Annotated in this window: 20 protein-coding genes; 3 read left to right on the top strand and 17 right to left on the bottom strand. The window is 41.1% G+C overall.

The window, feature by feature from the left end; translation table 11 throughout:
• Nucleotides 1-71: 71 nt before the first annotated feature.
• The 4 genes from araA to DNL43_RS12100 all read right to left on the bottom strand — a co-directional run bounded on the left by araA (nucleotide 72) and on the right by DNL43_RS12100 (nucleotide 4,461).
• A complete protein-coding gene (gene araA, locus DNL43_RS06760) occupies nucleotides 72-1,496 on the bottom strand; it encodes an L-arabinose isomerase (protein ID WP_054768856.1) in 1,425 nt (474 codons plus the stop codon).
• A 59-nt stretch (nucleotides 1,497-1,555) separates the two neighbouring features.
• A complete protein-coding gene (locus DNL43_RS06755) occupies nucleotides 1,556-2,929 on the bottom strand; it encodes a sugar porter family MFS transporter (protein WP_056980955.1) in 1,374 nt (457 codons plus the stop codon).
• 241 nt (nucleotides 2,930-3,170) lie between these two features.
• Nucleotides 3,171-4,253, bottom strand: coding sequence for a GntR family transcriptional regulator (locus DNL43_RS06750; protein WP_056980956.1), 1,083 nt, complete (start codon nucleotides 4,251-4,253; stop codon nucleotides 3,171-3,173).
• A gap of 31 nt (nucleotides 4,254-4,284) precedes the next feature.
• Nucleotides 4,285-4,461: a hypothetical protein gene (locus tag DNL43_RS12100; protein WP_169790305.1), complete on the bottom strand. Its 177-nt coding sequence runs from the start codon at nucleotides 4,459-4,461 to the stop codon at nucleotides 4,285-4,287.
• A 184-nt stretch (nucleotides 4,462-4,645) separates the two neighbouring features.
• On the opposite strand from DNL43_RS12100, the gene DNL43_RS06745 reads away from it, so the two are divergent.
• Nucleotides 4,646-5,662 carry an aldose epimerase family protein gene (locus DNL43_RS06745; RefSeq protein ID WP_054768857.1) on the top strand — a complete coding sequence of 339 codons (1,017 nt, stop codon included), beginning with the start codon at nucleotides 4,646-4,648 and terminating at the stop codon, nucleotides 5,660-5,662.
• A gap of 117 nt (nucleotides 5,663-5,779) precedes the next feature.
• Here DNL43_RS06745 and DNL43_RS12095 read toward each other — a convergent pair whose 3' ends face one another.
• From DNL43_RS12095 to DNL43_RS06715, 7 genes are all read right to left on the bottom strand, one after another.
• Nucleotides 5,780-5,941: a hypothetical protein gene (locus DNL43_RS12095; protein WP_169790306.1), complete on the bottom strand. Its 162-nt coding sequence runs from the start codon at nucleotides 5,939-5,941 to the stop codon at nucleotides 5,780-5,782.
• Between the two features lie 84 nt (nucleotides 5,942-6,025).
• Entirely contained in the window at nucleotides 6,026-7,195 is a 1,170-nt protein-coding gene (locus tag DNL43_RS06740) for an acetate/propionate family kinase (RefSeq protein WP_056980957.1), read from the bottom strand.
• 219 nt (nucleotides 7,196-7,414) lie between these two features.
• A complete protein-coding gene (gene gntK / locus DNL43_RS06735) occupies nucleotides 7,415-8,959 on the bottom strand; it encodes a gluconokinase (RefSeq protein WP_054768858.1) in 1,545 nt (514 codons plus the stop codon).
• A 165-nt stretch (nucleotides 8,960-9,124) separates the two neighbouring features.
• On the bottom strand, nucleotides 9,125-10,117 hold the full coding sequence (locus tag DNL43_RS06730; RefSeq protein WP_056980959.1) for a D-isomer specific 2-hydroxyacid dehydrogenase family protein: 993 nt from the start codon (nucleotides 10,115-10,117) through the stop codon (nucleotides 9,125-9,127).
• A gap of 70 nt (nucleotides 10,118-10,187) precedes the next feature.
• On the bottom strand, nucleotides 10,188-11,069 hold the full coding sequence (locus DNL43_RS06725) for an aldose 1-epimerase family protein (protein ID WP_054768859.1): 882 nt from the start codon (nucleotides 11,067-11,069) through the stop codon (nucleotides 10,188-10,190).
• A 20-nt stretch (nucleotides 11,070-11,089) separates the two neighbouring features.
• The gene (gene uxaC, locus DNL43_RS06720; RefSeq protein WP_095344953.1) at nucleotides 11,090-12,514 is read right to left on the bottom strand and encodes a glucuronate isomerase; all 1,425 of its coding nucleotides are present in this window, start codon (nucleotides 12,512-12,514) and stop codon (nucleotides 11,090-11,092) included.
• Between the two features lie 16 nt (nucleotides 12,515-12,530).
• The gene (locus DNL43_RS06715) at nucleotides 12,531-14,153 is read right to left on the bottom strand and encodes a mannitol dehydrogenase family protein (RefSeq protein WP_056980963.1); all 1,623 of its coding nucleotides are present in this window, start codon (nucleotides 14,151-14,153) and stop codon (nucleotides 12,531-12,533) included.
• A gap of 210 nt (nucleotides 14,154-14,363) precedes the next feature.
• Between DNL43_RS06715 and DNL43_RS06710 the strand changes: the two genes are divergently transcribed.
• Nucleotides 14,364-15,026 carry a GntR family transcriptional regulator gene (locus DNL43_RS06710; RefSeq protein ID WP_056980965.1) on the top strand — a complete coding sequence of 221 codons (663 nt, stop codon included), beginning with the start codon at nucleotides 14,364-14,366 and terminating at the stop codon, nucleotides 15,024-15,026.
• Nucleotides 15,027-15,353: 327 nt separating this feature from the next.
• Complete coding sequence (locus DNL43_RS06705; RefSeq protein WP_056980966.1) at nucleotides 15,354-16,748, top strand: substrate-binding domain-containing protein; 1,395 nt, start codon at nucleotides 15,354-15,356, stop codon at nucleotides 16,746-16,748.
• A 131-nt stretch (nucleotides 16,749-16,879) separates the two neighbouring features.
• Here DNL43_RS06705 and DNL43_RS06700 read toward each other — a convergent pair whose 3' ends face one another.
• The 6 genes from DNL43_RS06700 to DNL43_RS06675 all read right to left on the bottom strand — a co-directional run bounded on the left by DNL43_RS06700 (nucleotide 16,880) and on the right by DNL43_RS06675 (nucleotide 24,183).
• Entirely contained in the window at nucleotides 16,880-18,268 is a 1,389-nt protein-coding gene (locus tag DNL43_RS06700; RefSeq protein ID WP_054768860.1) for a sugar porter family MFS transporter, read from the bottom strand.
• Between the two features lie 486 nt (nucleotides 18,269-18,754).
• Entirely contained in the window at nucleotides 18,755-19,573 is an 819-nt protein-coding gene (locus DNL43_RS06695; RefSeq protein ID WP_056980968.1) for a sialate O-acetylesterase, read from the bottom strand.
• 45 nt (nucleotides 19,574-19,618) lie between these two features.
• Nucleotides 19,619-21,670 (bottom strand): glycosyl hydrolase 115 family protein, encoded by a 2,052-nt coding sequence (locus DNL43_RS06690; protein WP_056980970.1) that lies wholly within the window; start codon nucleotides 21,668-21,670, stop codon nucleotides 19,619-19,621.
• 26 nt (nucleotides 21,671-21,696) lie between these two features.
• Nucleotides 21,697-22,083, bottom strand: a complete 387-nt coding sequence (locus DNL43_RS06685) for a hypothetical protein (RefSeq protein WP_225366626.1) — start codon at nucleotides 22,081-22,083, stop codon at nucleotides 21,697-21,699.
• A 101-nt stretch (nucleotides 22,084-22,184) separates the two neighbouring features.
• Nucleotides 22,185-22,547: a hypothetical protein gene (locus DNL43_RS06680; RefSeq protein WP_056980971.1), complete on the bottom strand. Its 363-nt coding sequence runs from the start codon at nucleotides 22,545-22,547 to the stop codon at nucleotides 22,185-22,187.
• Nucleotides 22,548-22,587: 40 nt separating this feature from the next.
• Entirely contained in the window at nucleotides 22,588-24,183 is a 1,596-nt protein-coding gene (locus DNL43_RS06675; RefSeq protein ID WP_054768861.1) for an MFS transporter, read from the bottom strand.
• Nucleotides 24,184-24,275: the final 92 nt, after the last annotated feature.

The raw sequence follows: 24,275 nt of genomic DNA, 5'->3' as shown, positions 1-24,275 counted from the left end.
TTATAACTCTCTCGGAACTTGATTATTGGAACTTTGTGGTGAGTAATCTCTCAGGGTTACTCGAACATCAATTACTTGATGTCGTTAAATGTCAATCCAAACATAGTAGCTAAGTCTTGGATTTGAGTTTCGTTAGCAGCAAATGTCAAGACAGTGTGGTGTCCACCACCATCATGAATCCATTGAGTAGCACCATGCTTCAAGCCCATCTTTGGAGTCCACATTTGTTTTGCAACTGGAAGATGTGGAGTTGGCTTTGGAGCTTTGTGTCCTTCAACAGCATATCCGATCATACGGTATTCAGTACCGAAGTCAGAAATGGTGATGTCCATTGCGTCGCCTTCACGACCAGTAAATACCAGACGTGCAGGATCAGCTTTACCACCGATGTCCAATGGGTGAACTTCAACACGAGGCTTGTCACTGGCAATACCAGGGTCAACTTCAAGCATGTGTGATCCAAGGATAGCTTCCTTACCCTTTTGTAATTCAAGAGTGTAGTCTTCCATGAATGCAGTAGCTTGATTATGAGTCAAGATCTTAACTAAGCGGTCAAGAGCGGCTGTCTTCCAGTCACCTTCGGCACCGAAACCATAACCTTCGTCCATAAGCAATTGAGCTGCAAGACCAGGTAATTGTTCCAAACCATAAAGGTCTTCGAAGTTGGTAGTGAATGCTGAGTAGTTACCTTTGTCCAAGAAGTTCTTGATTCCGAAGTATTCACGGATTTGGTAACGAACTGAATGTTCGTACTTGTCTTTGTCATTGTCGCCTTGTACAAATTCATACTTGTCTTGTAATTCTTTGTACTTCTTGTCAATGTCACTTTCAGAAACAGCGTTAACTGATTCTACCAAGTCACCAAGTGCGAAGTAATCAACGGTCCAGCCAAATTGGATTTGAGCTTCAACTTTGTCACCTTCAGTAACAGCAACGTTACGCATGTTATCACCGAAACGAGCAACCTTGATCTTGAAGCTTTCGTCATAAGCAACTGCGACATCTTCCCAGTCAGCAATTTCGTCTTGGACTTCTGGATCTCCCCACCAGCCGTAAACGATCTTGTTGTGTTTTTGAAGACGAGCATTGATAAAGCCGTATTCACGGTCACCATGAGCACTTTGGTTAAGGTTCATGTAGTCAAAGTCGATAGTGTCATATGGAATGTGATCCAAGTATTGAGTTGCCAAGTGAAGTAATGGCTTTTGCAATAACTTAGTACCACGGATCCAGTTTTTAGCTGGTGAGAATGTGTGCATCCAAGTAATAACACCGGCTACTTTATCATTGTAGTTAACATCTTTCATTAACTGAGTGATGCTGTCAGCAGTGGTGGCAACCATCTTGAACACGATTGGGTAAGGAAGCTTCTTTGAAGCATTCAACTTATCAACCATGTCTCGGGCATCTTTTTCAACGGACTTTAATTGTTCTTCTCCGTAAAGATGTTGACTACCAGTAACAAACCAAAATTCATAATCAGGTACTTGTAACATAGTTTTCTCTCCTCTTGATGATTTATTAATTTTTAGACGAATGGTCTAAAATTGGTTAACTATTTTGTAGCATCTGTCGAAACACTTTCTCCAGAAGCTTTGTGCAAGTCAAGTTCGATCTCTTCAAGTGATTTACCACGAGTTTCAAGGAACTTGCTGTGGCATACCCAAATGGCAATTCCACAGATTACTGCGTAGAACAGGAAGGCATTGTCCAATCCCCATGAGCTAAGCATCATTGGGAATGTTAATGAAACAACCATGTCGGCCAACCAGTTGGTTGCTGAACAAAGTGATGTTCCCAACCCACGAATGTTCAATGGGAAGACTTCACCAATCAGAACCCAGGTAACTGGTGCCCAAGTTGTTGCATAGAAGGCAATGTAAACAGTAAGTGCAAGAGCACTCACGATAGCGGCAGTGTGTGATCCGTTATCAAACTTAAGAACGGTGTACATAACGATCAATGAAAGACCCATTCCTGCAGCACCAAACTCAAGCATCTTCTTACGATCAACTTTATCCATAAGCAGCATAGCAACAACAGTAACAGCAACGTTAACAACACCAATTCCGATATGGGCAAGTAATGCGGCGATAACTCCCCAGCCAACATCGGTAAAGATTGTTGGTGCATAGAAGATAACACTGTTACTACCAATAACTTGCTGGAAGATGGCAACGCCAAGTCCGGTAATCAATGCTGGACGAACGCCCTTACCAAATAATTCTTTCCAGCCGCCAACTGGTGCCTTGGCAGTTTCTTCAATTTCGCTAAGTGCAGTGTCAACAGCTTTGGTATCATGTTTGTTGGTGTCCATCAGAACTTCGCGGGCTTCATCAGTATGACCAATCTTAACTAAGAATCGAGGACTTTCCGGAAGGAAAAGGGCTCCGACGAAAAGAATGAAAGCAGGTAAAGCAGCGAATCCTAACATCCAACGCCAGCCAGTGTACATATGAGCAAATGAGTAGTTCAAAATGTAGGCTAACAAAATACCAATCATGATCATCAACTGAAACATTGTTGCAACGGCACCATGCATGCTCTTAGGAGCAAGTTCGTGCAGATAAGCAGGAATCAATGCTGATGTAATACCAACACCAATACCTAAGACAACACGCGTTCCAACTAAGATTTCAAAGTTAGGCGCAAATCCTGAAGTGATAGCTCCAATAAAGAAGATAATTGAAGCCCAAATCAACAACTTACGACGTCCGTAAGTATCCAAAAACTTACTAGTTGCCAGCGCACCAATAATCGCACCGATTAAAACTGAACTAACAACCCAACCTTGTTCCCATGGTCCTAAGTGAAGTTGTTTTTCAATAAACAGAATTGCACCAGAAACTGACGCAATATCGTAACCAAAAAGCAAACCACCTAAGGCACCAAATGTATAGATAAAGCCATTATTTGTGACCTTTTTCAAAACGAGCACCCCATTCGTAAATTTTATATTAAAAAATGTATTGCAAAAACTCCGTGCGCACTGTAAACGGTTTCTGACATCGCTTACAAAAAGAGCATAAAATATTTATACGCATAAATCAAGATATATTTGATTTGTTAGCACAAAATTTTTACGGAAAATAAAACACGGATGGGATAGTCCGCGGTGTGTCACCCCCTTTCATGGGAAATGAACATACTAAATTATTGTGTGACGTATGTTAAATACTTTTTGTTGATCCTCTGACAACCAATTTGGAGTCCAAAATTTTTGAACCGCCATCCTTGCCGTCAAGCATATCCAAGAGTAGTTGAGCAGCAGTATGACCCATTTTACGTTTGGGATGAATCATCGTTGTCAATGTCGGATCTATATACTGTGAAATTTGATAATCATCAAATCCGGCAACTGAAATCTGATCGGGAACTGCAATGCCTTCCTTACTTAACATGCCAATCACTTCAATGGCAAGCTGATCGTTATAACAAACGATCGCAGTTGGCAATGCGTTCATCTCTACTTTAACCCGGGTCTTAATCTTCTCCAGCACATCATTAATGTCGTCGCTGGAACGATACATCATAATGTCGCCGGAAGTTGAAACGTTCGGATGCGTTTGATAAGACTTGATAAATCCGTTCATTCGGTGAACACCTTGAAGATCATCAACTTGGAAGACACCTAAAACTCGTTCGTGTCCGTGATCCAGTAAGTAGTCAACCAGTGTCTTTTCAGCTTCGGTATCATTGGTCTCCACATATGGGAAACTCAACTGCGGATAATGCGCGTTGATAAAGACGGCCGGTTTCCCCGAATCAACGATCATTTGATAGACGTCCAGGTTCGGGTTGTCCAACGTACTTCTGGTTGGTTCTATAATAAATCCTACGACGTCATTATCCAACATATTTAATAAATTATGACGTTCTTTTTCATATTCATCATGGGTATTACCAATCAAGATCGAGAGTCCCTCGTCGGAAATGACCTGATCAATCCCACTAATGATGCTTGGAAAAATATAATTTGCAATGTGGGTCGTGACAACGCCTACATTTTGGTTCGAGCGATCAGACGAAACTTTCTTGTTAATCCAATCATTGACGTACATCCCACCGCCTTGAACCCGGTAAATATATCCTTCATGTTCCAAATCGCCAACGGCTCGGCGAATGGTGTATCGGCTGACTTTGTACTTTGCCATCAATTCGGACTCGGTAGGGATCTTATCGTTAATTTTATATTTGCCGTTGATAATGTTCGACTTAATATTCTTTTTAACCATCACATACTTCGTTTCCATGACACTAATCCCCCTCGCTCAAATTTTGGTACTATTCAGTCAACATTAACAATCCATATGTAATGAACACGCATACAATTGCCCAGACAATAAAATGATGGTTAGGCTTTGATTGATCTTTACGGGCAAATTCATACATTCCCATGAAAATAAAAACAATAATCAATAAATCTGTAATTCCTGATAAAACATACAATAAAGTTTTCATTAGAGACCCTTTCGCAATTCGATAAACAACTCCAGTAATAAAAATATCATACTTTGCTGAAAATTAATATAGAATTATACGGATAAATTAAATAATTGGTATTGCATCACCGTACAAAAACATATTATAATACATATAAAAGCGGTTTCAAACCACAATTTATTTTTACGAGGAGATTTAATATATGAATACCAAGAAAGAATTGTTCGATAAATTAGATGGACAAGACATTGAAAAGTTCACGATTACCAATGATCACAACGTTTCTGTTTCAGCAATCACCTACGGTGCAACCTTGGAAGAATTCAACATTCCAGGTCCCGACGGCAAGCCAACAAATATTTTGGTCAGTGCCCCAAGCAGTAAAGAATTACAGGATAACCAATACTTCTGCCAAGCTATTGGAAGAACTGCCGGCCGAATTACTAATGGAACTTTCAAGATCAAAGGCAAAGAATATCACGTTGATTCAAACGAAGGAACAACCACATTGCATGGTGGCCCTCACGGATTCAACACCCAGATTTGGGATGGATCATTCGACGGTGACACAATTGTCTTCACCAAACACATCGACTCTTCTGAGGATTCATTCCCCGGCAACATTGACGTTAAGATTACATTCTCACTTAACAATGACAATGAATTAACCGCAACTTACAGCGCCAAGAGTGACGCCGACACCTTGTTCAACCCAACTCAACACACATACTTCAACTTAAGTGAAGGAAACAGTATCAACGGCCAATCACTTCAAATCAATGCGGATCACTATTTGGAATTGAACAAAGACAAGACCCCCACTGGCAAGAAAGTTGCTGTTGACGATACACCGTACGACTTCCGTGACAACGAGAACTTGAAGGTTGGAATTGCCGACATGAAGGCTGAAGTTGGTCACAGTTACGATGAAGTCTTTGAAATCAATGATCATAAAGAAGACGAACCAATTGCCAAATTGTCAGATCCAGAAACCGGCCGCAGCGTTGCGATCAGCTCAGCACGAAATGCACTGGTTGTCTTCACTCCTGATGATTTAACCGGTACCAACTATCTCCGTGGCCAAGGCGGTCCTTACATGGCAGTTGCTTTGGAAGCTCAAAACCTTCCGGACACTCCTAACCATGAAGGCTTTGGTGATGTAACATTGCCAGCTGGTGAAGAGAAGACTTATTCAATTAAATACAAAGTCGAATTTTAATTAATTCGTTCGCATAAGATAAACCAAAAGAACCTAATAATGAGCAATACCCCCAAAGTTAAAGTAACAGCTTCGGGGGTATTGCTCATTTTGCATAAAAAGTGTTTTTACTTTTATCTAGGCATCGTCGATCTGTCTTTGAAGACTTGCTTCTTGTCGATGTAAATCTTTAATGGTATCTTGGATCTCTTCCAAAGTTTCGCCACTATTGCTGTATCCTTTGTACATTGCCGTCATGTAATCGACGTCCTCATACTGCTCAGAAGTCCATCTCTTCACAACTCATGAACATATTTCTCGATAATTTTGCCGAAAAAATGGCCGATCAACTCAAAAAGTCGACCGGCCATTTTCAAATCAAAATTAAAGTTCTTTTGCCACATCCCGTACCATTGCCAATTCCTCATTAGCTGGAATCAACAAGATCCGTGCGGATGAATCTTTCATGCCCAGATCACCGGGCTTTTCTGCTTCATTTAACTTGCCATCCAACTTGATTCCAAAGATCTCAAGTTTCTGGCAGACCTGCTCACGAACCCACTGGTCATGCTCACCAATACCACCAGAGAAGACAATGGCATCAACGCCACCCAATTCGGTGATGTAGCTGGCAGCATACTTTACAGTGCGGTTAACGAACATATCCAGGGCTAATTTAGCCCGATCAGCATCCGAATCCTCCAAATCACGCATATCAGAGGAGACCCCGGAAACGCCCAGCATGCCTGAACGCTTGTTGAACATGTCAATGACTTCATCAGCGCTGGCACCCATCTCTTTCATAAAGAATGGTACCAGGGCTGGATCGATATCTCCCGAACGTGTCCCCATAACGAGCCCGTTCATCGGTGTAAAGCCCATTGAGGTATCGTAACACTTGCCAGCCTTTTCAGCAGCCACAGAAGCTCCTGAGCCCAAATGCAGGGTGACTAATTTGGCTTTTTTGTTGCCAAGGATTTCCTGTGCTCGCTGGGTGAGAAAGCCATGATTAATACCGTGTTCACCATAACGGCGGATATTAAATTTCTCTGTCAATTCATATGGAATTCCATAAATTGCATTAACTTCCGGAACATCCTTAAAGAAGGCACTGTCAAAGATTGCATACTGATCTGTGTCAGGAAGAATTCGACGAAGAATCTCGATATACTCAGCTTCTACCGGATTGTGAATTGGGGCAATGTCACCCAACTCAACGATTTTTGATAAGCTGTCATCATCAATCTTGGCAACTTTATCAAAGATATTACTTCCGGCAACGACTCGATTACCGATCGCATCGATATCTCTTAAACGATCAATGATACCTAAATCTTTCAGGCTATTCCGCATAATTCCTGCCGAATGTTCATAATTAATCTTGTCTTCTTCACGTTTGTATACCTTGCCATCACCATACTTGATTTTTACCTTTGATCCTGCCATGTTCAGACGCTCAACTTCACCGTCTGCAAGCACCTCTTCCGCCGGCATTTCAAATAACTTAAACTTCAGTGATGAACTTCCTGCATTTACAATCAGAACTTTGGACATTATCAGTACCTCCGTTGTTTTAATTGGATATTTTTCATCAAAATGAAAACGTAACCACAACTAAAAGTATACTATTTGTTTGGAGTTTGTGACAACTTTAGCTATTTTAATTACCAAAAGTTAATCCAATCAAAATGACGCCAGTGGCTTTTATTCCAAATAAAAAAGTTCCAACCTGCATTGCCCCAATTGACATCACAGGTTGAAACTCCTTTTTAGTTATTTATCAATATCCGTAAATTCACGTTGATAGTCCGCAATCCCTTCATATTCCTTTGAAAGGTCACGACTCAACCGCAGATAAATCGGCATTAAGGTTCGGTACCGTTTGAAAACTTCTTCATTTGGCTTATAAACAGTTTCTTTACCCATGTATTTCTTAATGTCTTCAAGGTTGTCTTCCATCCCCAAAGCCATCTTGGCAAGAAACATTGCGGCCAAACTACCGCTTTCATATGATTCGGGAATCACGATATTGTGTTCGAAAATATCTGCCATCATCTGTGTCCAAAGAGTTGACCGGGCAAAACCACCGGCAGCCAAAACCGCCTTGGGTTCGCCGGTAACTTCTTTAAGGGCCAATGTAACAGAATACAGATTGTACATGATCCCTTCCATGACGGCACGAATCATGTGGGCCCGGGTATGCTTGCGGTTAAGGCCAAAGAATGACCCCCGCGCATTGGCATCCCATAATGGTGCCCGTTCACCGCCAAGATATGGATGGAAAATCAAGCCATCTGATCCAGCCGGAACAGTGGCAGCAATCTTCGAAAGCATATCGTACGAATCAATGTTAAGCAGTTTAGCTGCTTCAACTTCACCGCCAAATAATGAGTCATGTGCCCAGTTCAAGACAATTCCACCATTATTGATAGGACCGCCGACCAGGTACTTGCCCTTCATAACCGGGTAGCAGTACAAACGCCCTTTGGGATCAACCCGCGGCTTGTCAACAAAGGTTCTGACAGCTGCTGACGTTCCGATATTAATTGCCAGGACACCAGTTTGAATAGCGCCGACACCAATGGTTGATAAGGCACCATCGGTGGCACCCATGACAAAGTAAACGTCTTTATCAATTCCGATGACTTTGGCATATTCTGATTTGATTCCTTGAAATTTATCAGTCGTTTCGACTAATTCAGGAAGTTGCTTTTCGTTTACGCCGGTTTCTTTGAGGGCTTCTTCATCCCACTGACGAGTTTTCATATTCAGCAAGCCAGTTGCGGCAGCCATTGAAATCTCTTCCTTCAAGACGCCAGTATACTTCCAGATAATATATTCCTTGATTCCAACCCAGTAAGCGGCTTGATCAAAGATCTTTGACTGTTCATTCTTGAAATAAAGCAGCTTGTAGAATGGACCCATTGGATGAACCGGTAACCCGGTCCGTTTGTACATTTCCATTCCACGACCGTTTTGCTTGTACTCAGCAGCGTACTTTTGTGAACGGTTATCTGCCCATGTAAGTGAGCGGGTAAGCGGCTTAAAGTCTTTGTCCAGTGCAATTAAACTGTGTTGCTGTGCCGACCAGGAAATCGCAATTACTTTACCGTCGGTAATATTGGCTTTGGCGACGACTTCCTGCATTGCAGAAACTGTCGCGTTAAAGATCTCATCCGGATCTTCTTCAGCCATGTCAGGTGTGTCCTGATAGAGCGGATAACCTTTATTGGCCTTGCCGTATATTTTTCCATCGGTATCGTAAATCAACGCCTTTGTACTGGTGGTACCAACGTCAATTCCAATAATATAATCCATCATTCATTCTCCGTTTCAGGTTCGTTTCGGACTTGCATATTGCCTAACCGAAACATTTTCGACGGGCCAAACGCCAAACATTCAAGCCCAAAATGATTGAAACCCAAGTTCTGGATTCCAATCATTTTTGACTTACGCAACGTGTTACCCGAGTTTCATTACAATTTAGTCTTCCAAATCGTGAGTTAATTCACGGCCAGGACGTTTGCCGGCAACAATTGCCTTAACATCGCTGACACATTTTTCACCCATGCCGTGAAGGCATTCGTATGTGTAAGCTGAAGTATGTGGTGTTACCAAGATACGGTCGTTCTTCAAGAATGGATGGTCGGCCTTAACAGGTTCAACTTCCATTGCATCGGCTGCGTAACCTGATAATTGACCAGATTTGATAGCAGCACTGATAGCATCTTCTTCAACCAGAGCACCACGGGCGTTATTACAGATGTAAGCACCCTTCTTAAGGTTCTTGATCGTCTTTGAATTGATCATATGAAGACTGGTGTCATCAAGTGATGCATTCAATGAAATGTAGTCACAACGGCTTAACAAAGTTTCCAAGTCAACGCGTTCAACGTTGTGGTTGGTAAACCATTCTGGTTCAGTTGCAGGATGTGGATCGTTAACCAAAACTGGACCGCCAAAAATGCTGAACAATTCAGCTACTCGGCTACCAATGTTTCCACAGCCGATAACACCAAATGTCTTACCACTGAGTTGGTTACCCATGAATTGGGCACGGTCTTCATAACGGCCGGCACGTTCACGTTCTGATGAAGGAACAACCTGACGAACCAATGCCATTAAGTTGGCAAGTTCATTTTCAGCAACTGAGTTTCTTTCAACCTTTTGTGGAACGATTGCAACTTGAGTGCCATGCTTCTTGGCAGCTTCAAGGTCAACGTTGTTAAAACCAATTCCGTGACGTGAGATTAATAAAAGATCATCTTTGTTATCAAAGAATTCTTTGTTAAAGAATGGGGTAACACTGGCAATGATGACGTTAAAGCCATGAAGCTTTTCAGCTAATGACTTACCATCAATATCGGTAGGAAGCATGAAACGTTTAACAGTTCCAATCTTTTCCAATTCTTTCCAATGTTCAGTGAAGACCTGTCCAAAACTATTTGAGTTAACAACTGCAATATTGTATTCCATGATATGTTCTCCTTAATGTTTTTATATTATTAATATGCTGATATATCAGTTAAATGGTCCATCAATCTGATTAACGCAAATTGATATTGCACTGGTAAGCCTTAGACTCCCCAGCACCAACATGCTGATTTCCTTCTTTGTTACTTAATTCAACCAGGCTGCCATAGACATCAGGCAGACCGTTGAATGGTTCGATGCATAGGAACGGCGCATCCGCACCTTCTTTAGTCCACAGTGTGACGTGGTCGAAATCAGACACATCAACCGTCACCGAATGTTGGCTATCTGCTGAATACAGCTTAACGGTTTGGATACCCTTGTTCTTAATGATGATCAAGCCTTTTTCAAACATGTTGTGGTCAAGTTCAACAATGCCATTTTGATAGTTAACCAGCTTGGCCATCTTACCTGAACGGTATGGATTTGGCTTCTTGACGATTTCATACGTGTCCAAAGATTCTTCTTTTGGTTCGAGATCCAACCGGTAATCATTAAACTGCCCTTCACCATTGATTGGAACGTTGAAGGCTGGATGATAACCAAGTGAATATGAAAGATCACTGGTACTTTGATTTTCAACTTTGAAAGAGACGTTGAGGCCATTGTCATTCACAGTAAAAGTAACGGTGAACTCAAAGTCAAACGGATAACACTGCTTGGTTGAGTCATCGGATTTCATCAACAGCTTAACTGAATCGTCCTTGTGGCTGACAACTTCAAAGTCGTAGTCACCGGCAAACCCATGTTGCGGCATCTCGTATCGCTTTCCGTTGACAAGATAGGCATCTTCATTTGACCTGCCAATAGCCGGAAATAGAATGGGTGCATGCTTTGGCCATAAATCATTATTCCAAATATAGTCAAAACCAGCCGCCCGATTATAAAGATGAGTTAACTGGGCACCGTGCTCATCTATTTCAGCCTTAAAATCTTTGTTCTGAATTGTTTGCATTTGACCACACCCCTGGTTGCTTAGTCTTTGTCAAAGAAGTGGAACTGATCATGAGCATTGTTGTACGAAATATCTTCGACAATCTTGCCCAGATAATCCTCGTCATCAGGTGCCTGACCACGTTCAGCCCATTCACCAATAACGTTGCACAATACTCTTCTGAAGTACTCGTGACGCGGATATGAAAGGAAGCTTCGTGAATCAGTCAGCATGCCGACAAAGTTAGGCAGCAGGCTTTGTTCAGCCATGATTGTCAACTGACGCTTCATGCCGTCAAAGGTATCATTGAACCACCAAGCAGCACCTAATTGAAGCTTTTGAACACCATCTTGTTGGAAGTCACCCATTCCGGTAGCGAGTTGCATCCAGTCATTTGGATTCAATGAATAGATGATCATCTTTGGAATTTGGTCCTGCTCTTGGGAATCCATCAATAACTTCATAAATTCTTGTGCCAAATCAGGTTGAGTTCCCATTGAATCAAATCCACCATCGGGACCAAAGCTCTTAAACATTGGCTTGTTGGCGTTTCTGATAACATTCATGTGGAACTGCATGGTCCAGTTAAATTCTTTGTTCAAATGCATCAAGGCTTCAACCAACATTGTCTGATATTGGTCAATTTCAGTCTTGGTGAGCTTCTTATTGTTACGAGCTTTGTCGATAATATCGTTCATTTCATCGTCTGAAGCTTTAACAAAGTGGAAGAAGTTCAAGCCGTGGTCGGAAAGCCGGCCACCCAAGCTTGCAAAATATTCGAACCGTTGACGAAGAGCGCCAACCAGGCTCTTAAATGATGTAATCTTCTTGCCGGAAACTTTGGCAAGTTGGTCAAGGTAATCGCCGTAGCTGTCTGCAGTTAGGTTGAATGCCTTATCTGGACGCATAGCAGGCAATACTTTGAAGCCGTTTTGGTCTTCTTCTTTTTTGAGTAACTTATGATATTTCAAGTCGGATGCCGGATCATCTGTCGTGCAGACAACCTGAACATTTGAACGCTTGATTAAGTTGCGTGGCTTGAAATCATCAGTTGCTAATAATTTGTTGGCCTTTTCCCAGATAGCCGGAGCTGTCTTGGTGTTGAAAACATCATTGATGCCAAAGAAGCGGCGTAGTTCAAGGTGAGTCCACTCAAACAGCGGATTCCCCAAAGCCTTTTCAATGGTACCAGCCCATGCGAGGAACTTTTTATAATCATCACCGTCACCGGTAATCAGGTCTTCCGGAACACCGTTGGCCCGCATTAAGCGCCACTTGTAGTGGTCACCAAAGTTGCCTTCGTTAATCCAGATTCGGGTGAGATTTTTATAATTCTTATTTTCGTAAATTTCCTTTGGATCCAAGTGACAATGGAAATCGATGATCGGCATTTTTTCAGCATGATCATGGAACAATTTTTTGGCCATTGGGGTGGTCAAAAGGAAATCATCATTAAGTAATGACATGTGTCTGTCTCCTTAGTTAAATTTGTTTAGCATACTTTGATAAGGTATCTTCAAGCGTCTTGCGAACAGCACCAACGCCACTGATTTGTGATGCAAAGTATCCTTCAACAACGTCACCAAGGCCAATTTCATATAAGTCATAGCCAAAGATCTTCTTGTTGGACAAGATGTCTTTCAGATGTGCATGAACATCAGTCTTTTCACCGAGTTTAATGTCGGCAACTTTTGGCTGAAGTTCTGACAACATTGGATCTCTGCTTGGTTCAAATGGCTTGCCTTGATCATCAATTGCCATAAGGTAACGGCACCAAGTTGCAAGAACCAATGGAATGAAGTGAAGATCTTTAGGGTCACGTTTAGGATCATCAATGTAATGTTGAATTGTGACGCCGTAACGAACTGACAGCTTCTGAGAAGTATCGGCAGCAATTCGCTGTGGCATATCTGGGCTGTATGGGTTTGGAAGACGTTTGTTAACCAATTGGTCGATAAACTTCTTTGGATTGATAACCTTAGGGTCGGTTACAACCGGCAAGCCTTCAACATAGCCGATTTGTTTGATGAGGTTAAGCATATCAGGATCACTAACCTCTTTAGCAATTGAATTAAATCCAAGCAGGCTTCCGTTAACAGCCAAAGCCGTGTGAAGTGGATTCAAGCAGGTTGTTACTTTCATTTCATCGGCATCATTAACCGTATCGCGGTTGGTTAAGATAACCCCTGCTTTATCCAATGCTGGTCGGCCGTTTGGAAAGTCGTCTTCAACAACCAGGTAATGCACTTCTTCAGTATTGGTGAATGCAGCGATGTTGGTGTGACCTGGTGTGTGGAAGATTTGATAATCTTCAAAGCCATCTGCCTTAAGCTTGTCAGATACAGTCTCTGAAGGATTTGGCGTAATTCGGTCAATCATTGAGAGTGGGAAGCTGACCTTCTTGTCATCTTGTAAGTAATCAACAAATTCTGAAGGAACCAGGCCATTCTTCTCCCAGCCTTTGGCAATGGTCAAAACGCTCTTTTCCAACTTCTCACCATTTTGTGAAAAGTTATCGGTACTGAGCAAAGCCATTGGATACTTGCCGGCTTTGAAACGGGCAAACATCAATGAAGTAAGAGAAGCCATGTTATTCTTAGGTGCTTCAGGGCCATTCTTAATATCATCTTCAATAGCTGGCAGCAAGTTTCCTTGACTGTCCCAAAGGTTATAACCTTTTTCGGTAATTGAGAAAGTGGCTAATTGAAGGGCTGGATTCTCAAATATTTTGAATAATTTCTTCCAACCGTCGGGATTACTTTGATCAAAGTACAAAGCATCTGAAACGGAAGCAAATAATTCTTTTTCAAAGTTACCATCTTCATGGGTGATAACTCGTAATATTCTATCGTTAAATTTTTTGTAGGCATCGGTTACGACGTCTTTATCATGAGTTTCGGCAACAACAATACCGGCGTCCAAGTCGCCTGATTCAAGCAGACGATCAGCAATTGCGGCATGAAAAGCTCGGAACAAGTTTCCGCCACCAAAGTGAACCCATTTTGTGGCACCATTTTTCTTCTTGATATCATAGGTTGGAACTTTGATTCCGGCATCCGTGAATTCTTTCTTGTTGTTCAGGTAATCATCAGTAATTTTTACCATTAATTAAACCTCCCGTATTGCACTAATTAAGCCAAACATGAAGGTGTGCCCATCAAATTGGTTCAAACTGATACACCAGTCTTCTGGATACGCTTTCGTTTTCATTATATTCTGATATATCAGATTGTCAATACCCCAGTTTTTTCAAGGGTCTACGTTAACTTTTTCACCAAATTATGCTAATATGATGTTATCTAAAGGAGAACGATTATGCTAGATAATATGCGCAGTGATGCTTACAACGAAATTAAATATCGAATCATCCACTTTGACTATATTCCGGGCCAAAAGATTTCCGAAAAGCTGATCTCACAAGAGTTAAGCCTCGGTCGAACACCAGTTAGAGAAGCCATTATCCGGATTGAACGTGAAGGCTTAATCGAAGTCATCCCCCAAAGTGGGACCTACATTACCAAAATTGATATGGCAGATGCTAAGAACGCCCGCTTTGTCCGCAATTGCATTGAACCAAAAATTATGGTCGATGCGGCGGTGAACATTTCTAGCGATGATATTGCAAAGATCCAGAAAAATTTGGACCAGCAACAGCAAACCGCTTCAAGAAGCGAACCTGATAACTTTTTCGATTTGGATCAGGATTTCCACCACGCCTTTTATTCAGTCGTTGGCAAAGATACGGTTTGGAACTGGCTGCAGATAAACAATACCCAATTGAATCGTTTTCGTCGCTTACGATTGAAAGAATCTGAACTTGATTGGGACACGCTGACCAATCAGCATGAAGCTATTTTTAGGGCAGTCAAAAGCAAAGATATTGATGATCTCAGCTTCTTGGTTACTCAACATTTGCACCTGATGCTTTTGGAAAAGCAAAAAGTTGTGAATGCTTATCCGGATTATTTTGAGAATTAAAATATAAATCCTATAAACGTTAAAGGATCTCCACCAACAAGAATATGGATTGTTGGTGGAGATCTTTTATTGTGTCGCCATTGAGATTTGCTAAAGCAGAAGTAGCAATCAGTTATAATTGGTTAGTTATCAAATTGATTCCTTAATATATTTTTAATGATTCCATATTGTCGTCCTATGCTTGAGTTTCCAGGTATTAAGCCTATGGCCACAACTAAACATGCCCTATTATTACTATCACATAATCGATAGAATGAATATGCTTAAAATTTTATATTTTATGGGGGATGCTTTATTATCGCAAAAGACAAATCGTATCGTAAGAAAATGAAATGGCTCTTATTCCGCTGCTTGGTTGTTTCACCACTCATTGTGGGTTCAGCCGGAGCTTTTGGGCTTGGTTGGTGGTGGGCAATGATCCCGGCTTTATTGTTGAACTGCCTTTATTGGTATCGCTACAACAGTAATTTCGCCATTTCTGATTTTTCAACGGAAATTCGAGCTCTTATCATTGGTTTCATCTATTACTTTGGTATTTTTTCGATTATTTTGATCGTAAACCGCTATAATCTTTATCAGATTTCGATCTACTACCCATTTTTGATTATTCCTTATAACATTTCAACGATCGCTGCTGGTGGCTTTATGATGTACCACAATTTAGGCTGGATGTTCATTGCAACGTTTTGGTCATCAATCATGGGGATGGTGATCTATCAGATTAAAACGCACAGGCTGCCCAAATTAGACAAGAGAAAAAGTGGTGGCTTACTCATTTTAGTTCTCGTAAGTTTGTTACCCTTCTATCAGCATTTTGCGACAAACCTGCGATTTACTCAGGATTATGGGATGTCCAGTGAACTTAGTCTTCGACAATATCGGCCATTTATGAAAAATAAGGCTCTGGCTCGATTAAAGACGCCTGCCACGCTTCGGATTACCCACAACTACCCACGGCTAAACGGTGCGACTGCACTTTATCCAATCTATTCTGCAGCTGCCCAGGCAACGTATTCTGGAATGAATGCCAAGCAGGCTGCTAAGATGATTCGGGTAGATACAACCCCAAAGGCATTTAACAGTTTGATTCAGCACAAATCAGATATTACCTTTATGGCGCAACCTTCGCCTGCTCAATATAAGGCTGCCAAAAAAGCCCATATTCACTTACGACTGACTAAACTTGGTACCGAAGCTTTTGTTTTCTTCGTGAACAAGAAAAATCCAGTCAATAATTTAACGATTTCTCAGATTCAATCGATCTACCAACGAAAAACCATCTTTTGGTCAAATGTTGGTGGTAAATTCAGCCCTATTCAACCTTTCCAAAGAGCAGAAGGATCTGGAAGCCAGACTGCAATGGAACAACTAGTCATGAAAGATAAAAAGCTAGTGAAGCCTTTGAGATATCAAGCGACGGATGGCATGGGATTTTTAATTGACGAAATTGCCGGTTATAATAATCATTCAAATGCAATTGGTTACTCATTCAGATTTTACGCAACTCAAATGAAGCATAACAAAAAGATTAAGCTCATCAAGATTAATGGGGTTACCCCAACTGCCGCAAATATCCGCAACGGAAAATATCCACTGGTTGGCCACTTTTACGCGATTACACGGGACAATCCAAGTCAAAACAGTACTAAATTGATTCACTGGCTACAAACCAATCAGGGACAAAGATTGATTGATAAGACTGGCTATGTGGGATTAAAGTAAGTGGTAATTGGCTGAGATGCTGAATACTTAAAATTATGAAGCACTAAAATTGATCGTTCCAAAGCAAATTAAAAGGATGCCTAATTCAAAAGGCATCCTTTTTGTTGTGTTCATATTTAATGAAATCGTCGTTAATTTTGAGAATCTTCTTGAATTTGTTCCAATGATTTTCCAGCAGTTTCCTTGAAGAATATTTGAATGAACAGTCCCATGGCTACACAGAACAGGCCAAAGATAAAGAATGTCCAAACACTGCCAAGTCCATCCAACATCATTGGGAAGAATTGAGTTACGGCATAGGTAGCAGCCCACAATGCACATGAAGCAATGGATGAAGCACGGCCACGGATTTTATTTGGAAACATTTCGGAAATAAGGATCCAAGTACCGCCACCCCAAGAGATTTCAAATAAACTTGTGTGAGAAATAATCAAAATGATAATTAGGATATTAAAGCCAAGTGTAATTGGATCTTGGTTGAAACTGAATGACAGTAGGAACATGCAGGCAGCCATTCCATAACCGCCCCATTTTAGGAGGCGTTTTCGACCCAATTTATCAACCAGTCCCATGAAGAAGGCAACGAAGATTACTTTGACCAAGCCAATGAGAATCGTTTCAATCATTGCGGCATCTGTTCCGGCACCCGCATTCTTAAAGATAAACGGTGCGTAGTATCCAACGGCATTAACACCGGTTAATTGTTGGAATACGGAACACATAATGGCGATGAATAATGCCATTCGAGTACCCTTTTTTAAAAGCTCACCTATGAAGCCTTTACCGTTATTTTCCTCTTTAACAGTTTTTTGAATGGTGCCGATTTCATCATCAATTGCGTCAGCATCACTAAAAGTGACTTTTTTAAGAATTTTGCTGCCTTTGTCTGCCTGTCCATGACTGATCAAATAACGGGGACTTTCAGGAATAACGAATAGGAGTACGAAGAAAAGGAGTCCCGGAATAATTCCAGCCAAGAACATCATTCTCCAGCCAACGTCTTGATTCCATTCAAGCGTATGCGTATTGGCAATCAACGCATTGATGATATAAACAACAAAGATTCCAATAGCAACGGCCAACTGATATCCACCAACCATTTTTCCACGGACCTGTTTAGGTGAAATTTCAGCTATATAAAGTGGTACCAAAGTTGAAACCATTCCGATTCCCAGTCCGCCGAGAAGCCGTGCTGTAATCAGGATCCCTACGGAAGGTGCAACCGCACATCCAAGGCTTGAAAGCGCAAACAAAATTGCCGATACAAACATCATGATTTTTCGTCCGATACGATCCGCAAGCCATCCGGCAACCAAGCATCCAACCATGGCTCCTAATGGAATACAACCCGAAATAAAACCTAAAAGGCCACTCGACATTTTAAACGTATGGCCGATGAAATTAATCGCCCCAGCCATTACACCTTGATCATATCCAAACAGCAATCCTCCAAGGGCAGCAATTACAACTACAATCAATAAAAAGCGGGGGTATTCCTGCTTCTTAACTTTCTTCTCCATGGTAATCTCTCCTTATTCATAACTTGAAAACCCCAAGTGATACTTTTGGGAATATCAAGCTACGTAATATATATCAGTTCATGAATAATTAGCCCTTTATTCACCTCTAAAGGAATATTTATAAGTAATAATAATTGCGGAAAATATGCTTAATCAATCAACAAACGCCTATTCAACAGCGTTCAGACAAATACATATATTCACAATAGAGGGAAAGTAAGGGTAAAAAGTTGAACAATCTGATATATCACTGTCAATATACTACCACCACAGGTTTGCATTTGCAATCGTTTTCAAGAATTTTGACTGGATATTGCACTTTTTTCACAAATAATGAACATCCCCTTCTTCTTTACAATCACTTGATCAGGGCCTTCTGATCTGCTCAAAAAATTCATTTCATTGCATACATCCAAAAATGAACCAAAAAAGGATGCCGCAGTTGGCATCCTTTTAATACATAAGTCAAACATTTTTAATTGTCAATTAATATACTCGATACTCACCAATATCAACACGTGGTCCTTCAATCACATGCTTATCGATCATTGCATCATAAATGGCTTTTCCAAAGTACATGCTGGACTTAGGATCAAAATGGAATTGGTCAAGCAATGTGCCTTTTTGCATATCGATAACATGGACATTTGGATCTTCCTTGGCAATCTTGAGCAATCCGGCTTCAACTTTTGGATCGTATTGCTCGGAATTGTGACTTACTGTTCCACAGAAAATTGGCAAATCAGGCTTATTGACGTAGCCTCTGCATGTTTCAAATACTGCCTTAAGGTTCTGGTAGTAGTTATCAGCTGCTTCTTGTGAGAAGGAAGCTCGGTCGCCTTCACCTTGATGCCAAACCATGGCTTGAACATCGAGATTGTGCTTAGCGTTTTTCTCGCAGGCTTCAATAATTTGCTTGAATTGAAGCAGTAGTGAGTTGCTTGGACTATCCAATTTGTCGATTTCAGTGGTCCAGTGGTTGTGGCCTTGGTGGCCGCCTTCACCGGTAGGAGCAACTGAAGTTCCACCCTCAGAACACTTCATCACATACAAATCATATTTTGCTAAATGAGTCAGGTAATAGTAGGTTACTAAGTCAAATCCCCAGCGATTATCAGACAAGTCACTGACTTTAATGGAATCTTGAAAGACTCCATCCTCATGATTTGGTGTGTAATTACTGCAGTAATGGCAGTTAGCTAATGGTAATGAAATTGGCTTTGGCAGTTCCGCAATTGGAACTCGACCATCAATATTCGATTGACCAGCTGAAATGATTGTTAGTGGTTTCCGTTCAGTTTCCATTTTCTTCTCCTCTCTCATTTTGACAGTTTATCGTGATTCAACACGTTAAAGCTTGTCAATTAAACGTTCACGTAATTTCTTTGCAAGATCATCATCCGATAATTCTCGTGCGGTTGTCCACAGTGTCATGACACGAGCCTCACCGGGTGCTTTAATAAAGCGACGCTCCCAGTCATCCTCATCGGCAGTGTCACCAAGGGTTCTTAAGTAATGACGTAAGAATCGAAGCTTGATTGCCGTAAGAGGCATGTCATCATAACCATCATTCTTGTAGAAGTCGTACCACTTCGTTGACTTGTGATGACTTTGAGCAAAGTTAATTTCATCCATTGTGTGATAGGCTTCATCAGCAAGCAGGAATGGCTTCAAATAGTCGTCATCCTTCTTGGCAGCCATTGATAATTCATAAGCTTGAATAACCAGGTGTAAGGCTTTGAGGCCATCAGCCTGATAAAGGGTGCTCAGATACAAATCACCATAGAGTGTCTTGGCATCTTGTTGATTGAGATTCAGCATCAATTTCTTAAGATTGAGCACTAATTCTTCCCAACCAGGAAGCTTTGGTGTGATCATCCCATCAATCTTTTTAACACCGTCAGCCAATGAATCATCGCCAACAATCCAACCTGCATCAGGGAGCTTGTCCTTGCCGCCCAACCAGGTCTTGATAATTCTTCTAATCAAGAATGGTGAAAGTTCATCACCGGCAGTTTCATCTGAATGGGTACCGTATTGAACAACGGATTTCCAATAATCTTCGTACAATGAAACAATCTCTTTTTGATGTTCGGAATAGTAATTATTAACGTAGTCATCAAGGATCTCATCGTTACTACGAGCAGTGTATCCCTTGACCCAAGTTTTGGCAACTTCACGCAAATAAAGAACGTGTGGCTTGATGTTTCCGGTATTAACCAATTCAAGCGTATCAAGCCCTTTACTTCGAGCCTTCATTAATTCTGATGAGACAAATTCTGGGCTGTTTGAAAGTAAACCTAAGAAGTTTGAAGCTTGCAAATCATGGAAGGCAACGTGATAGTAAAGGCCACGCTTACGATGATGTGGATTTGGAATATCCAATAATGGTGAACGTGGATTATCCAAACCTTGTCTTCTTGAAACCATCTTGCCATATCCACTGTCGGCCCAGATTTCAATCAAATCGTCCGGAACATCAACCAAGCCTTTTTTGTAAAGGCCGGCCAATTCGCCATAGACGTTGAGGGCCATAGGAGCACCCGGATCCAATTCTTTAATCATGTCATACTGTTCTTTGATGACACCGTTGACGACATCGGCAATTGCCTTGTCATCCCATGTTCTGCTGGTATCATCTTCCCAGAACGGCTTGTCTCCTTGGCCACGGAATCCCAAGCTGTAAATGGTTGGAGTTCCTTTTTGTTCGTTGATTGCGTCACGCCAAAGTTTTCTGAATAAATCAGGATACTTTAAGAATGATGCTTCAAGTTCAGGATATTCACGGGCAAACATCTTGGCACCAAGTGGTTCCGCATGATGTTGGGCAATCATTAAGCCAAACTCTTTAGCTGGATTACGGTTAATCTGTGATTGAACATCGGTACCGGGAACAATCACATTGCATCCCACACGCAAGGCGGTTTCAAAGACTCGCTGCCAAATAAAACGTTGAGAATCATGATCTTTCCAACCACGAATAAGCAACTCATCATTGACAAACCAGCCACGATATTCGGTTTGATAATTCGGAATATGCATGTCAAAGTTGGTCATCTGAATCGTCTTTTGAACGGTTGGAACAGTGTCCATCCAGTACCAAAAGTCATCAATTTTAAGGACATCTCGAGAAATCGCCAATGCACCATACATGACACCAAGCGAAGTCCTTGAGGAAACAGTTACTTTATCAGGAGACGAAAGTGTGATTTGATAATCATCACCGTCGACAGGTGCTTGAGGATCAACAGTTAAATAAATTGTATTGTCGGCATCTTTTTCAGTGGTAACTCGGTTAATATCGCGTTGCAGAATCTCGCAGGCATACTTCAAAACCGTGTTACGAAAATCTTGGGCATCAACTTTTGTCCCCTGTGAAATTGTAAATTCTTTATTAGACAATGTTTTCTTCCTTTCCTGGCAGCTGGTTATTTAGAATTATCATCGTTGGTGCTTTGAACTCCGGCAACTGTTTGAAAGACATCTGCCAATGACATATTCTGATCGGCAAACTTCTTGTTCAAAATCAGTGTTCGGAAATCTTCAATCGTCATCTTTTCCTTTTCCTTCATTGGAAGTGGGATCGATACGTTGTCACCTGATTGATTCATTCCGGTCGTTAAAGTAATGATGAGCTTCTCATGTTTATCCAACTTAACAACATAATGTTCATAATATGATGGGATATCATAAGATCCAGTCAATTCTTGATGTTCCTTAAAATAATTAATAATGAAATCATGAAATGTCTCTTTTGATTTCAAAGCTTTTTTCCAATCACTATTTGTATCTGCCATCATTTCAACTTCTTTCATATTTAACAAATGTTTCAAAAACAACAAGGCGGCTATGCAAGGTATTTGCCTCGTTATAGCCGCCTCGCCGAGCTATGAATCAGTTTTCATAACACGATAATTTATTTGCTGTCTGAATCTGGAACTCCTGCCACCGTCTGGAATACATCAGCAAGTGACATATTCTGATCGGCAAACTTTTTGTGGAGAATCAAGTTTCGGAAGTCTTCAATGCTCATCGTTTCCTTTTGCTTAAATGGAAGCGCAGAAGCAGCACTCTCGCCTACTTGATTGACTCCGGTAACAAGTGTGATGACAATGCCATCATGACTGTCCAGATGAACAGTATAATGCTCGTAATATGATGGAATATCATATGAATCCGTTAATTCTTTGTTCTTTTTAAAGTAATCAGTGATAAAGTCGGCAAAGGCATCTTTTGATTTAAGTGCCTCTTTCCAGCTTGAGTCATTATTATCAGCCATACTAATATCTCCCCTCTAATAGAAGCTTAATCATTCAAAATTAGTTTTTAACACTTGGTTTTGCTTGATCATTCTTCTTCCAGAAATCAATTGAATCATATTTCACACCAGTTAAGTCTTCACAAACGGCCTTAGTGTGTGGGTCAACATCTTTCATGCTGCCACCCTTTTGGAGACGACCCAATTCTTGGGCAAGAACTTTAAATGTCTTCTTGCTTAAGTGGAAACGTGCGGCGAAGAACATAGCCAATAAGATCATGAATCCAACACCACCGGAAACAATGAAGATAATCATGTTGGTAGCACTGGCAGGCTGTGATACGGCACCACTAGCTGATTGACGGAAGTGTGCAAAGTCAAGTAAGTATCCGGCAACAACTGATGCCAAACCTTGACTGATTTGGTTGATAAAGGTCATAACTGAGGCGAATAATCCGGCACGGTTTTTACCCGTAACCAAAGTATCCAAATCAGGAATGAATGGGAAGACGTTCCATGGAGCGAAGTACAAGATGTACAGACCAACTTCATAGAATGACATACCAACAATTAACCAAACCATCATGTGGGCTGGACGAGTTAAGGCAACGAATGCCCAGTTGGCGGCACTAATCAAGATCAATGAGTAGCCGAACAGGTAAAGTGAACGGTAAGTGAACTTGGTAACCGCGAACCCAGCGATAATGGTAACTGGGATAGATACAATACTCAATGATTGTAAGAATCCTGAAGTACTAGTTGACATCTTTAATACATAAACAATGTAGTAAACAAACACAGTTGAGAAAAGAATTGTTGCGAAGTATGAACTTAAGTAAATACCCATGTGAAGACGGAATGTCTTGATCTTGAAGGTTGAGAAGTAATTCTTTAACTCTGACTTCAAGTTTGGTTTTTGACCATTGTTATCTGCAAGGGCTTCTGCTTCAAGCTTCTTAGCTTCTGCTTTGGTAACAAAATGTTCCCAAGTTGTATGGTAAGTAACTAATACTAAGAAGAATGTGGCAACAGAGAAGATAACCTGCATTAAAATATATGGTTCTGGTGAAGTCTTAGGGAAGAACTTGAATAATTGTGCTGGAACGAATTGGGTTAACATTCCACCTAATCCGGCAAGAACCATTTGAGTAGTTGACATCTTGGTACGTTCGTTAAAGTCTTTAGTCATTTCGTTTGGAAGAGTTTCCCAAGGAATTTGAAGTGTTGACATCAAGACAGTAACGATAAGGTAAGTAACCAAGTAGTACCAGAAGCTCATCCCGGCAACCCACATTGTGATCGCAACTAATACTGATGGAGCCGCAATCAAAATGAAGATGTGTCGACGACCAAACATCCGGCCAAGCTTGTACTTGTAAATGTTATCCGAAATATTACCCATGACCAGTGAAACAATGGCATCAGCCACACGACCGATCAGGAAGATAGTAGCACCTTGTCCAGCTGTTAAGCCGGCAAATGTGGTGTAGAAGAACATCAACCAAGCACCAACTAAACCTTGCATTGAAATACTAAAGAATGAGAAGACACCGAAACCTAATGATCTCCAAATTCCAATTGGCTCACGACTTTGATAAATTCTCTTGTTGGCATATTCATCCCAACCGTCGTGAACAACTTGCTTTTGATTGTCCATTTTGTAACCTCCCATGATTACGTAAATATTTTGTATCCGTTTACAATTTGGTTCAAAAAGTTAGGACAGACACAACAGTATCCATCCACCAA

This window comes from Lentilactobacillus kefiri (assembly GCF_009739535.1).
Taxonomy (GTDB): Bacteria; Bacillota; Bacilli; order Lactobacillales; family Lactobacillaceae; genus Lentilactobacillus; species Lentilactobacillus kefiri.
This window is presented reverse-complemented; position numbering and strand designations above follow the sequence as displayed.